Below are 13,878 nucleotides of genomic sequence, written 5' to 3' on the forward strand. Positions count from 1 at the left end.
ATCCTGAGACTCACCCCTTTGGGGCCGCCGCAAGCGGCGTTAAAGCCCGTTCCCGACGGGCTTTTCGCATGTCCATGCTCGAGCTGAACACCAAATAACTGACAAAGTAAAAAGCCCCATGCTTTCGCATGAGGCTTTGTACTTTGTTTGATGCCTGGCAGTGTCCTACTCTCGCATGGGGAGACCCCACACTACCATCGGCGCTACGGCGTTTCACTTCTGAGTTCGGCATGGGATCAGGTGGGACCACCGCGCTATTGCCGCCAGGCAAATTCTGTTTCATTCCAGCCGTCATTCTCATGACCACCAGAACCAATCTCGGAACTCGCTGAAAATCTCTCAAATCAAAACACTTTTGGTGTTGTAAGGTTAAGTCTCACGGATCATTAGTACTGGTTAGCTCAATGCATCGCTGCACTTACACACCCAGCCTATCAACGTCTTAGTCTTAAACGTTCCTTCAGGGGGCTCAAGGCCCCAGGGAAGACTCATCTCGAGGCAAGTTTCGCGCTTAGATGCTTTCAGCGCTTATCTTTTCCGCACTTAGCTACCGGGCAATGCCATTGGCATGACAACCCGAACACCAGTGGTGCGTTCACTCCGGTCCTCTCGTACTAGGAGCAACCCCTCTCAATCTTCCAACGCCCACGGCAGATAGGGACCGAACTGTCTCACGACGTTCTAAACCCAGCTCGCGTACCACTTTAAATGGCGAACAGCCATACCCTTGGGACCTACTTCAGCCCCAGGATGTGATGAGCCGACATCGAGGTGCCAAACACCGCCGTCGATATGAACTCTTGGGCGGTATCAGCCTGTTATCCCCGGAGTACCTTTTATCCGTTGAGCGATGGCCCTTCCATTCAGAACCACCGGATCACTAAGACCTACTTTCGTACCTGCTCGAGCCGTCACTCTCGCAGTCAAGCTAGCTTATGCCTTTGCACTAACCTCACGATGTCCGACCGTGATTAGCTAACCTTCGTGCTCCTCCGTTACTCTTTGGGAGGAGACCGCCCCAGTCAAACTACCCACCAGACACTGTCCTCACCCCGGATCACGGGGCCGAGTTAGAACATCAAACATTAAAGGGTGGTATTTCAAGGTTGGCTCCACGCAGACTGGCGTCCACGCTTCAAAGCCTCCCACCTATCCTACACATCAAGGCTCAATGTTCAGTGTCAAGCTATAGTAAAGGTTCACGGGGTCTTTCCGTCTTGCCGCGGGTACACTGCATCTTCACAGCGAGTTCAATTTCACTGAGTCTCGGGTGGAGACAGCCTGGCCATCATTACGCCATTCGTGCAGGTCGGAACTTACCCGACAAGGAATTTCGCTACCTTAGGACCGTTATAGTTACGGCCGCCGTTTACTGGGGCTTCGATCAAGAGCTTCGCCTTGCGGCTGACCCCATCAATTAACCTTCCAGCACCGGGCAGGCGTCACACCGTATACGTCCACTTTCGTGTTTGCACAGTGCTGTGTTTTTATTAAACAGTTGCAGCCAGCTGGTATCTGCGACTGGCTTCGGCTCCGAGAGCAAGTCTCTTCACCTACGCGCCAGCGTGCCTTCTCCCGAAGTTACGGCACCATTTTGCCTAGTTCCTTCACCCGAGTTCTCTCAAGCGCCTTGGTATTCTCTACCTGACCACCTGTGTCGGTTTGGGGTACGATTCTGTGTTACCTGATGCTTAGAGGCTTTTCCTGGAAGCTTGGCATCAACTACTTCTGCACCGTAGTGCATCGTCATCACGCCTCAGGGTTGAATAAGCAACCGGATTTACCAGGTCACTCCCCCTACACGCTTAAACCGGGACAACCGTCGCCCGGCTAGCCTAGCCTTCTCCGTCCCCCCTTCGCAGTAACACCGAGTACAGGAATATTAACCTGTTTCCCATCGACTACGCCTTTCGGCCTCGCCTTAGGGGTCGACTCACCCTGCCCCGATTAACGTTGGACAGGAACCCTTGGTCTTCCGGCGAGCGGGTTTTTCACCCGCTTTATCGTTACTTATGTCAGCATTCGCACTTCTGATACCTCCAGCAACCCTCACAGGCCACCTTCAACGGCTTACAGAACGCTCCCCTACCCAACAACGCCTAAGCGTCGCTGCCGCAGCTTCGGTGCATGGTTTAGCCCCGTTACATCTTCCGCGCAGGCCGACTCGACCAGTGAGCTATTACGCTTTCTTTAAATGATGGCTGCTTCTAAGCCAACATCCTGGCTGTCTATGCCTTCCCACATCGTTTCCCACTTAACCATGACTTTGGGACCTTAGCTGGCGGTCTGGGTTGTTTCCCTCTTCACGACGGACGTTAGCACCCGCCGTGTGTCTCCCGTGATAACATTCTTCGGTATTCGGAGTTTGCATCGGTTTGGTAAGCCGGGATGGCCCCCTAGCCGAAACAGTGCTCTACCCCCGAAGATGAGTTCACGAGGCGCTACCTAAATAGCTTTCGGGGAGAACCAGCTATCTCCCGGTTTGATTGGCCTTTCACCCCCAGCCACAAGTCATCCGCTAATTTTTCAACATTAGTCGGTTCGGTCCTCCAGTTAGTGTTACCCAACCTTCAACCTGCCCATGGCTAGATCACCGGGTTTCGGGTCTATACCTTGCAACTATTCGCCCAGTTAAGACTCGGTTTCCCTACGGCTCCCCTATACGGTTAACCTTGCTACAAAATATAAGTCGCTGACCCATTATACAAAAGGTACGCAGTCACCCAACAAAGTAGGCTCCCACTGCTTGTACGTACACGGTTTCAGGTTCTATTTCACTCCCCTCGCCGGGGTTCTTTTCGCCTTTCCCTCACGGTACTGGTTCACTATCGGTCAGTCAGGAGTATTTAGCCTTGGAGGATGGTCCCCCCATATTCAGACAGGATGTCACGTGTCCCGCCCTACTCATCGAACTCACAGTTAATGCATTTTAGTGTACGGGACTATCACCCTTTACTGTGCGACTTTCCAGACGCTTCCACTAACACAAGAACTGATTCAGGTTCTGGGCTCCTCCCCGTTCGCTCGCCGCTACTGGGGGAATCTCGGTTGATTTCTTTTCCTCGGGGTACTTAGATGTTTCAGTTCCCCCGGTTCGCCTCATACGACTATGTATTCATCGTATGATAGTGCAACGAATTGCACTGGGTTTCCCCATTCGGGTATCGCCGGTTATAACGGTTTATATCACCTTACCGACGCTTATCGCAGATTAACACGCCCTTCATCGCCTCTGACTGCCTAGGCATCCACCGTGTACGCTTAGTCACTTAACCTCACAACCCAAAAGTGTTTCCACATTTGCATTGCTACATTTGAGAGACTCTATGACAGGGTACTCCTTACTCCAGTACTTCTACGGAGGAGTAAGTTTCAGCTGTCATGTTTCAATTTTCAGCTTGTTCCAGATTGTTAAAGAGCAATATCTTAAACACGACTCGTTAAAGTCATCTTTAAGATGTTTTCGGCGCAGCAAGCACCGGTGATAATGTCTTTCACTCATTATCGGAATGGCGTCCCCAAGGGGATTCGAACCCCTGTTACAGCCGTGAAAGGGCAGTGTCCTAGGCCTCTAGACGATGGGGACACGAAATTCCGATTAGACTCTCGTCTTAATCGGTTCGTATCAGCATGAGTCAGAGACTCATTACATCAACAGGTAGCGCTTTTGCTCATTACTTTTCTATCAGACAATCTGTGTGAGCACTTCACGCAATCAATATCATTAGGTAAGGAGGTGATCCAACCGCAGGTTCCCCTACGGTTACCTTGTTACGACTTCACCCCAGTCATGAATCACAAAGTGGTAAGCGCCCTCCCGAAGGTTAAGCTACCTACTTCTTTTGCAACCCACTCCCATGGTGTGACGGGCGGTGTGTACAAGGCCCGGGAACGTATTCACCGTAGCATTCTGATCTACGATTACTAGCGATTCCGACTTCACGGAGTCGAGTTGCAGACTCCGATCCGGACTACGACGTACTTTATGAGGTCCGCTGGCTCTCGCGAGTTCGCTTCTCTTTGTATACGCCATTGTAGCACGTGTGTAGCCCTACTCGTAAGGGCCATGATGACTTGACGTCATCCCCACCTTCCTCCGGTTTATCACCGGCAGTCTCCTTTGAGTTCCCACCATTACGTGCTGGCAACAAAGGATAAGGGTTGCGCTCGTTGCGGGACTTAACCCAACATTTCACAACACGAGCTGACGACAGCCATGCAGCACCTGTCTCAGAGTTCCCGAAGGCACTAAGCTATCTCTAGCGAATTCTCTGGATGTCAAGAGTAGGTAAGGTTCTTCGCGTTGCATCGAATTAAACCACATGCTCCACCGCTTGTGCGGGCCCCCGTCAATTCATTTGAGTTTTAACCTTGCGGCCGTACTCCCCAGGCGGTCGACTTAACGCGTTAGCTCCGGAAGCCACGCCTCAAGGGCACAACCTCCAAGTCGACATCGTTTACAGCGTGGACTACCAGGGTATCTAATCCTGTTTGCTCCCCACGCTTTCGCACCTGAGCGTCAGTCTTTGTCCAGGGGGCCGCCTTCGCCACCGGTATTCCTCCAGATCTCTACGCATTTCACCGCTACACCTGGAATTCTACCCCCCTCTACAAGACTCTAGCTTGCCAGTTTCAAATGCAGTTCCCACGTTAAGCGCGGGGATTTCACATCTGACTAACAAACCGCCTGCGTGCGCTTTACGCCCAGTAATTCCGATTAACGCTTGCACCCTCCGTATTACCGCGGCTGCTGGCACGGAGTTAGCCGGTGCTTCTTCTGCGAGTAACGTCAATGAACAGTGCTATTAACACTGAACCCTTCCTCCTCGCTGAAAGTGCTTTACAACCCGAAGGCCTTCTTCACACACGCGGCATGGCTGCATCAGGCTTGCGCCCATTGTGCAATATTCCCCACTGCTGCCTCCCGTAGGAGTCTGGACCGTGTCTCAGTTCCAGTGTGGCTGGTCATCCTCTCAGACCAGCTAGGGATCGTCGCCTAGGTGAGCCATTACCCCACCTACTAGCTAATCCCATCTGGGCACATCTGATGGCGTGAGGCCCGAAGGTCCCCCACTTTGGTCCGAAGACGTTATGCGGTATTAGCTACCGTTTCCAGTAGTTATCCCCCTCCATCAGGCAGTTTCCCAGACATTACTCACCCGTCCGCCGCTCGTCACCCAGAGAGCAAGCTCTCTTGTGCTACCGCTCGACTTGCATGTGTTAGGCCTGCCGCCAGCGTTCAATCTGAGCCATGATCAAACTCTTCAATTAAAAGCTTGATTTGCTTCAACTCGTGAAGCGATGCTCGAAAATAACTTTCGTAATAGTCATTCAGTTGGACAAGCCAACAAAACAACTTATTGCTTGGTCACTCTTCAAGACTTGATATTTTTTCGAACCCGAAGGTTCTGGATATCGTCTTGTGGAGTGCCCACACAGATTGTCTGATAAATTGTTAAAGAGCAGTGAGTTAGCCGCCGTAGCTTGCTATCTCGAGGTGGCGTATATTACGCTTTTCACCCGAAGAGTCAAGCGTTTATTTCGCTTTTCTCTTTCCGACTGGGCGACTTGGTTCTCGTTAGAGGAGTCGTTGTTCCCGGTCAGTGGAGGCGCATTATAGGGAGTTCTCAGAAGGCCGCAACCCCTAAATGCAAAAAACTTTTCAAGCGCGGATTATTTCAACAAAGCGCTGCACAAGTCAGCGTTTTCGTCACTTTTTCCGGTAAACAGCCACAAAAGCTGGCGATCCGTAGAGTAAAATAAGAGTAACAATGTCAGTTAAGGACTCGCAGCCATGCAATTTAATGCTCAACAACAGGCCGCCCAACGCAATCTTTCTTATCTACTTGCAGAAAAACTCGGCCAACAAATTCTGGCAGGCGATTATCAGGCCGGCAGCATCCTGCCCGGAGAGATGGAACTGGGCGAACAATTCGGCGTTAGCCGCACGGCGGTACGCGAAGCGGTGAAGATGCTGGCAGCCAAAGGCATGTTATTGCCCCGACCACGCATTGGGACCCGGGTGATGCCGCAAAGCCAGTGGAACTTTCTCGATCAGGATTTGCTGACCTGGTGGATGACCAAGGAAAACTTCGATCAGGTCATGCAGCACTTCCTTATATTGCGCACCTCTCTGGAACCTCAGGCCTGCTCGCTGGCGGCGGCCAATGCCAGCCATCAGCAAACCGCACGACTGGCTGAACTGATGGCGGAAATGCGCGCCCTGCATATCCAGTTCGACCGAGAGCACTGGATCCAGGTGGATACCCAATTCCACCAGCTCATCTATGAAGCCAGCGGCAACCCATTTCTGACCTCATTTGCCAATCTGTTCAGTTCGGTATATCAAAGTTACTTCCGCGCCATCACCGGCAACGAAGTGATTAAGCTCCAGCACCACCAGGCCATCGTCGATGCGATACTCGCCGGTGACAGCGCGGAGGCATTAACCGCCTGCCAGGTTTTGCTCAGAGAGAAAGACTAACGCCCCTACTTATATATAGAAGAAGATGAAAGGGACGAAGACGACAGTTAACCGGGACTCACAATGACCAAATCCGCGCGCAGTATGGCAGGACTACCCTGGATCGCCGCCATGGCGTTCTTTATGCAGGCACTGGATGCCACCATCCTCAATACGGCGTTGCCGGCGATAGCTCAAAGTCTTGAGCGCTCGCCGTTGGCGATGCAGTCGGCGGTTATCAGCTATACCCTGACGGTAGCGATGCTGATCCCGGTCAGCGGCTGGCTGGCGGATCGCTTCGGTACCCGCCGGGTGTTTATCATCGCCGTTTCTCTGTTTACTCTCGGTTCGCTGCTGTGTGCGCTTTCTCCGACGTTAAGCCTGTTGGTAACTTCACGAGTCATTCAGGGTGTCGGCGGTGCGATGATGATGCCGGTGGCGCGCCTGGCTCTGCTGCGCGCCTACCCACGCAGCGAGCTGTTACCGGTGCTGAACTTCGTGACCATGCCGGGGCTGGTTGGGCCGATCATGGGGCCGATGCTGGGCGGTTGGCTGGTGACCTACGCCACCTGGCACTGGATTTTCCTTATCAATATCCCGATTGGCCTGCTCGGCATCTTCTATGCGCGTAAATATATGCCGGACTTTACCACCCCCAAGCGCCGCTTCGACTTCATTGGCTTTATGCTGTTTGGCCTGAGCCTGGTGTTGGTTTCTACCGGGCTGGAACTGTTTGGTGAGCAGGTGCTGGCCAGCTATATCTCATTGGGCATTCTGCTCAGCGGCGTGGTGATGCTGTTCGGCTATATCGCCCATGCCCGCAGGCACCCTCAACCGCTGATTGGCCTGGACCTGTTCCAAACCCGAACCTTCTCGGTGGGAATTGCCGGTAACGTCGCCTCACGGCTGGGCACCGGCTGTGTACCCTTCCTGATGCCACTGATGTTGCAGGTGGGTTTCGGTTACTCGGCGATTATTGCCGGTTGCATGATGGCCCCGACCGCGGTCGGATCATTGATGGCGAAATCCACCGTCACTCAGGTGCTGCGCTGGTTCGGTTATCGTAAAACGCTGGTCGGCATCACCGTCATTATTGGCGTGCTGATTGCTCAGTTCGCGCTGCAAAGCCCGGGGATGCCGTTATGGTTGATGATCCTGCCGTTGTTCGTGCTGGGGATGGCGATGTCTACGCAATTCACCGCCATGAATACCATCAGCCTGGCAGATTTGAATGACGCCAACGCCAGCTCCGGCAATAGCGTGCTGGCAGTAACTCAACAGCTTTCCATCAGCTTCGGGGTGGCGATCAGCGCGGCGGTACTGCGTTTCTATCAAACCATGTCGCTGGGGACCATGGTCGATCACTTCCACTACACCTTTATTACCATGGGGATTGTCACCGTGGCCTCGGCGTTTGTGTTTATGTTACTGAGAAGAAAGGACGGCCGTAACCTGATCAGCGGCCAGGACCCGAAGAAACCGGTTAAAACCGCGGGTTAACGGTAACCGACCGAAGCACGCTCTACCAGCTCAGGGGTCAACACCAGAACCTGGGCTTCGCGGTCCGGGTTCTGCAGGCGGTTAATCAGCGTATCAATCGCCAACTCCCCCAGTGAATCTTTCGGTTGGTGAATAGTACTTAACGGTGGGGCCAGATATTTGGCCAGCTCTATATCATCGTAGCCCATCACCGCCATGTCTTGCGGCACCGACAATCCGGCCTGATACAACGCCTGATAGGCACCTACGGCTACCGCATCGTTACCGGCGAATACCGCATGCGGGGGTTCAGCCAGCGCCAGCAGTTGCTTCATGGCATCCACGCCGCCTTCAAATTCAAAATCGCAGTGCACTTCGTACCCCGGCAAGACTGCCAATCCGGCGCGCTGCATGGCGCGACGGTAGCCTTCCAGCCGATGGCGCGCGGTAGTTTTATCCTGTGGGCCGGCGATGCAGGCAATCTTGCGATACCCACGGGCGATCAGGTGATCGGTCGCCATCTCACCGCCCAGCAGCGAGTTGTCCTGAATGATATCGTTGGCCCCTTCGAACGGCGCCCAATCCATCATGACGATCGGCAACGAAGGATAGCGACTCAGCGCGTCCTGCGATGGCCGATGATTTTCGGTGCACATTAATAGCAAGCCATCGACGCGTTTTTGCAACAGCGTCTCCATGTTGCGATTCATGCGTGCGGCATCTTCTTCGGTATTGCACAGGATCAGACTGTAGCCACGTTCATAGCAACTGCGCTCAACGCCGCGCACGACTTCGGCATAAAACGGGTTATTGCTGGAGGTAACCAGCATACCGATGGTACGCGTCTGGTTTAGTTTGAGGCTGCGCGCCAGCGCAGAAGGCGCATAGTTCAGTTGTTCAACGGCCGCCATGACTTTGGCCCGCACGCTGTCGCTGACAAAGCGATTGTCATTAATGACGTGCGAGACCGTCGAGGTTGAAACGCCCGCCAGGCGGGCGACGTCTTTCATGGTGGCCAAGGGGATTACTCCTGCTGCTGCAAGAAGATGTCGATCTCTTCGCGCCAGGGTACGGAAGGCTGAGCTCCTGGACGGGTCACCGCAATGGCCGCCGCCGCATGGGCAAAACGCACCGCATCCGCCATGGTTTTGCCTTCCAGCAGCGCCGTGACCAGCGCCCCGTTGAAGGTATCACCGGCAGCAATGGTGTCTACGGCTTTAACCCTGAAGCCGGGCACCAGCTTACCCTTGCCGTTTTCACTCAGCCAAACGCCACGGCTGCCGAGGGTGATGATCACAGTGGCAATGCCTTTATCATGCAAAGCCTGTGCGGCACGCGCGGCATCATCATCATTATTGACCGCAATACCGGTCAGGCGCTGGGCTTCGGTTTCGTTTGGCGTAATCATATCGATCATTGCCAATAATTCGTCCGGCAGTTCACGTGCCGGCGCAGGATTGAGGATCACCTGAGTCTGATGCTGTTTCGCCAGGCCGGCGGCGGCGATAACCGTCTCCAGCGGCGACTCGAGCTGCATCAACAGTGCGTCGGCATCAATCACTTTTTGCTGATAGCGAGCCAGATAGTCAGGAGTCACTGCCGCATTGGCGCCGGCATCAATGCCGATCACGTTCTCGCCTTCAGCATTAACAAAAATCAGCGCTACGCCGGTCGTGTTTTCGGCAATCGCCTCTATCGGTTGGGTATCAATGCGATCGGTAGCCAGTTGCTGACGAATGCGTTCGCCGATGTCATCAGCGCCCACGCAGGCGATAAAAGCGATATCCGCGCCGCTGCGCCCTGCCGCCACCGCCTGGTTGGCGCCTTTGCCGCCAAACGCCACTTTATACTGCTTCCCGATCACCGTTTCACCCGGACGGGGAAACTGCTCAATATTAAGGATATGGTCGGCATTGATACTGCCCAAAACCACCAGCTTACCTGTTGCCATCGCATTGATTCCTGAATTGTGCGCCATCATAAACGCCCCGTTTTGATGGCGCTGGTGCTACAGAATGTTATTTAGTGACCAGTTTCAGATCAACCGGGATAGTGGCCGGCACTTTTTCGCCTTTCAACACTTTATCCGCCGTTTCCACACCAATCACGCCGATCTGATCCGGGCGCTGCGCCACGGTCGCAGCCAGTTTGCCGCCTTCAACCGCTTTCACGCCGTCAGCGGTGCCGTCGAAGCCTACCACGACCACGTCTGTTTTACCGGCGGTTTGCAACGCACGCAGCGCACCCAGCGCCATTTCATCATTCTGGGCAAATACCGCCTGCACGTCCGGATGAGCGGTCAGCAGGTTCTGCATCACGTTCAGGCCCTTGGTACGGTCAAAGTCTGCCGGCTGGCTGGCCAGCAGTTTGAATTTGTTCTGATCCAGCGACTGTTTAAAGCCTTCGCCACGTTCACGGGCGGCGGAAGTACCGGCGATCCCTTCCAGCTGGATCACTTTAGCGTCCGTACCCACTTTTTTAGCGATAAAGTCACCGGCCATTTTACCGCCGACGCGGTTATCAGAAGCGATATGGCTGACCACTTCACCTTTGCTCGCCACACGGTCCAGGGTGATGACCGGGATCTTGGCCTGGTTGGCCATCTTGATAGCGTTGCCGACCGCATCGGAGTCGGTTGGGTTAATCAGCAGCAGCTTGGGCGCCTGCACCATCAGATCCTGTACGTTCGCCAGTTCCTTCGCCGGGTTATTTTGCGAGTCCAGCACCACCAGGTTGTAACCCAGCTTATTGGCTTCCTGCTGTGCGCCCTCTTTCATTGACACAAAGAACGGGTTATTCAGGGTAGAAACCACCAGCGCTATGGTGTCTTTAGCCAGCGCGTTAGCACTAAGGGTGGCGCTCAGCGCGAAGGCTGAAGCCAGAATTGCCAATTTTTTCATTTTCATCATCGTGATTCCTGTAGGGGGAGGTTATTTGTTGCTTTTGTTCTCTACCAGAACCGCCAGCAGTATCACCACTGCCTTCACGATCATTTGGTAGTAGGAAGAAACACCCAGTAAATTCAGGCCGTTGTTCAGGAAGCCAAGGATCAGTGCCCCGATCAACGTACCAACAATACGGCCCTTGCCACCGGCCAGGCTGGTACCACCCAGCACCACCGCGGCAATGGCGTCCAACTCATACCCGGTACCGGCGGTTGGCTGCGCGGAAGACAGGCGTGCCACTTCGATCACCCCCGCCAACGCCGCCAGCAGCCCACAAAGCGAATAAACGATAATCTTCACTTTATCGACGCTGATGCCGGACAGGCGGGTCGCCGCTTCGTTACCGCCCAGAGCATAAATATAACGGCCCAGACGAGTATGGTGCAGCATGTACCAGGCGGCGATAAACACGATCGCCATAATCCAGATTGGCGTGGGAACGCCCAGCGGACGGCCGATGCCGAACCAGCCGAAGGTATCGGCCACGTCGGTAAAGCCGGTATTCACCGGGCTGCCGTTGGTGTAGACCATGGTGACGCCGCGCAACAACAGCATCATCACCAGAGTGGCGATAAACGCCTGCACCTTGCCTTTGGCCACGATCACCCCGGTACAGGCGCCGACTGCCGCCCCCAATGCCAGCGCTGCCGCCACGGCCACCACCGCGTTAACTTCAAAACCGACGATCGACGCCGCCACCGCACCGGTCAGCGCCAGCAGCGATCCCACCGACAGATCGATGCCGGAAGTGAGGATCACCAAGGTCATCCCCACCGCCATAATGGCGTTCACCGAGGTTTGCTGCAGAATATTGAACAGGTTGTTTACGGTGAAGAAATTCGGGCTCATTGAAGAGACCACGGCGATCAGCACCAGCAGAGCAATCAGTGATTTTTGCTCTAACAGCCACTCTTTACTGAACCAGCGTTTTGCCGCACTCTGGGAACTCATATCTGATTACTCCTGCTTTACGCCGTATTGCTTGCCAACGGCCGCAGCCATCAACGCTTCCTGGGTGGCCTGTTCAATCGGGAATTCACCGCTGAGATGTCCTTCGTGCATCACCAGGATGCGGTCGCTCATGCCCAGCACCTCCGGCATTTCCGAAGACACCAGAATGATGCTTAGCCCTTCCTGCTTGAACTGGTTGATTAACTGATAGATTTCTTTTTTTGCACCGACGTCGACACCGCGCGTCGGCTCATCGAGGATCAGCACCTTTGGCCGCGTCATCAGGCCACGGGCGATCGCCACTTTCTGTTGATTACCACCGGAGAGCAGGCCAATCGGCTGTTCCATCGACGGCGTCTTGATATTGAACAAACGGATGAAGTCACCCACGGCCTGTTGCTCTTCTGCCTGTTTCAGGCTGCCACCGGCACGGCTGAAATAGCGCAGTGCCGTCAGCGACATATTTTCCTTCACCGACATCCCCAGCACCAGACCATCTCGCTTGCGGTCTTCGGAGATATACACAATGCCGTTCGCCAGACCGTCCTGCGGAGAATGGGTCACCACCGGGCGGCCATCGAGGCTGACGGTACCGGATTTGCGCGGTGCGGCACCGTAGAGAATTTTCATCAGCTCGGTACGCCCGGCGCCCATCAGCCCGGCGACGCCAAGAATTTCGCCCCGGTACAGGGTAAAACTGACGTCATCCACTCCCGGACCGGAAACCTGGCTGACCTCCAGCCGTTTTTCGCCGCGCGGCAGATTCAGGCGTGGGTACTGTTCTTCCAGCTTGCGGCCGACCATCATTTCTATCAGCGAATCTTCCTGCAGCTCGCTGACCGGACGCTCGGCAATAAACTGCCCGTCACGAAACACCGTGACGTCGTCGCAAATTTCAAAGATCTCTTTCAGCCGGTGCGAAATATAAACAATGCCGCGCCCTTCGGCCTTCAGCTCGTTGATCACTTTAAATAAAGAGGCGGTTTCAGTGTCGGTCAGCGCATCCGTCGGTTCATCCATAATGATTACTTTGGATTCGAAGCTCAGCACCTTGGCGATTTCCACCATCTGCTGATCGCCGATCGACAGCTCGCCCACCAGCCGGTGGCTGCTGTAACTCAGGTTTAACCGCGCCAACAGCTTGTCGGCTTCGGCATACATGCGCTTCCAGTCGATGCGGCCAATACGGTTCACAAATTCGCGGCCGAGGAAGATATTTTCCGCGATCGTCAACTGCGGGATCAGGTTCAGTTCCTGATGGATAATGCCAATACCCGCTTCTTGCGAATCCTTTGGCCCAGTGAATGCCACCTCTTTACCGAGAAAATACTGACTGCCGGCGTCTTTGTTATAAATACCGGTCAGCACTTTCATCATGGTGGATTTCCCGGCACCGTTTTCCCCCACCAGCGCCATCACCTTGCCGGGATAAACGCTGAGTGCGGCGCCGGAAAGCGCCTTCACGCCGGGAAAGGCTTTATCGATCCCTTTCAGTTGCAGTAAAAGTTGCATAAATGCCTCAGAAAGTTACGCCGGCGCAGAGGATGACATTCGCATACGGCGAACATTCCCCGCTGCGGATCACTGCCCGGCTATGTTCAGTTTGCGCTTTGAACGCACTGTGGCTGATATAGCTCACGCTGATGGTATTGCCCTGGTGTTGGCCAAGTTCGGTCAGTTGAGCCAACAACGCACGATGGAGCTGCGGATTTTGTTTAACTATCTCTTCCGCCAGAATGGCGCTCTCTACCTGCATTTCCTGCGTCACTACCCCGAGCACCTGCAAAAACGTCGGTACACCCTGGGTCAGCGCCAGATCGATACGCTGCGCTGCCGCCGGAATAGGCAACCCCGCATCACAGATGACGATCTGGTCGGTATGGCCGAGGCGGGAAACCACGGCAGAAACATCAGCATTCAGCAGCACGCCTTTTTTCATTTTTTCTTCTCACTCCACCAGCGAAACGTTTCGCTTGTGTCTGGAGTTTAAAAAAACGCCAACAGAAGGCAACCGGGACAGTGCAGAAATGTGATCGCTAT

8 protein-coding genes, 1 tRNA gene and 3 rRNA genes are annotated in these 13,878 nt (G+C 54.4%); 2 read left to right on the plus strand and 10 right to left on the minus strand.

The features are described 5' to 3' along the window. Positions 1-152: 152 nt before the first annotated feature. The 4 genes from rrf to SERS4_RS0125270 form a co-directional block, all read right to left on the minus strand. A 5S ribosomal RNA gene (gene rrf / locus SERS4_RS0125255) occupies positions 153-268 on the minus strand. Between the two features lie 97 nt (positions 269-365). Then, positions 366-3,275, minus strand: a 23S ribosomal RNA gene (locus tag SERS4_RS0125260). 235 nt (positions 3,276-3,510) lie between these two features. Continuing rightward, positions 3,511-3,586, minus strand: a tRNA-Glu gene (locus SERS4_RS0125265). 143 nt (positions 3,587-3,729) lie between these two features. After that, positions 3,730-5,271, minus strand: a 16S ribosomal RNA gene (locus tag SERS4_RS0125270). Together the 16S, 23S and 5S rRNA genes with 1 tRNA gene alongside form the textbook arrangement of a ribosomal RNA operon. A 523-nt stretch (positions 5,272-5,794) precedes the next feature. Here SERS4_RS0125270 and SERS4_RS0125275 point away from each other — a divergent pair. After that, the gene (locus SERS4_RS0125275; protein WP_012147562.1) at positions 5,795-6,484 is read left to right on the plus strand and encodes a FadR/GntR family transcriptional regulator; all 690 of its coding nucleotides are present in this window, start codon (positions 5,795-5,797) and stop codon (positions 6,482-6,484) included. Between the two features lie 63 nt (positions 6,485-6,547). Then, positions 6,548-7,963: a multidrug transporter subunit MdtD gene (gene mdtD / locus SERS4_RS0125280; protein WP_012147563.1), complete on the plus strand. Its 1,416-nt coding sequence runs from the start codon at positions 6,548-6,550 to the stop codon at positions 7,961-7,963. Here mdtD and rbsR read toward each other — a convergent pair. From rbsR to rbsD, 6 genes are all read right to left on the minus strand, one after another. Then, entirely contained in the window at positions 7,960-8,961 is a 1,002-nt protein-coding gene (gene rbsR / locus SERS4_RS0125285) for a ribose operon transcriptional repressor RbsR (RefSeq protein WP_012147564.1), read from the minus strand. The genes mdtD and rbsR overlap by 4 nt on opposite strands. Positions 8,962-8,966: 5 nt before the next feature. After that, a complete protein-coding gene (rbsK, locus tag SERS4_RS0125290; RefSeq protein WP_017894477.1) occupies positions 8,967-9,893 on the minus strand; it encodes a ribokinase in 927 nt (308 codons plus the stop codon). Between the two features lie 67 nt (positions 9,894-9,960). Next, positions 9,961-10,848, minus strand: a complete 888-nt coding sequence (rbsB, locus tag SERS4_RS0125295; protein WP_026142602.1) for a ribose ABC transporter substrate-binding protein RbsB — start codon at positions 10,846-10,848, stop codon at positions 9,961-9,963. A gap of 24 nt (positions 10,849-10,872) precedes the next feature. Next, positions 10,873-11,838 (minus strand): ribose ABC transporter permease, encoded by a 966-nt coding sequence (rbsC, locus tag SERS4_RS0125300; RefSeq protein WP_012147567.1) that lies wholly within the window; start codon positions 11,836-11,838, stop codon positions 10,873-10,875. A 6-nt stretch (positions 11,839-11,844) separates the two neighbouring features. Next, complete coding sequence (rbsA, locus tag SERS4_RS0125305) at positions 11,845-13,350, minus strand: ribose ABC transporter ATP-binding protein RbsA (RefSeq protein ID WP_017894479.1); 1,506 nt, start codon at positions 13,348-13,350, stop codon at positions 11,845-11,847. Between the two features lie 7 nt (positions 13,351-13,357). Then, on the minus strand, positions 13,358-13,777 hold the full coding sequence (rbsD, locus tag SERS4_RS0125310; protein ID WP_017894480.1) for a D-ribose pyranase: 420 nt from the start codon (positions 13,775-13,777) through the stop codon (positions 13,358-13,360). Positions 13,778-13,878: the final 101 nt, after the last annotated feature.

This window comes from Serratia sp. S4 (genome assembly GCF_000347995.1).
GTDB lineage: Bacteria > Pseudomonadota > Gammaproteobacteria > Enterobacterales > Enterobacteriaceae > Serratia > Serratia quinivorans.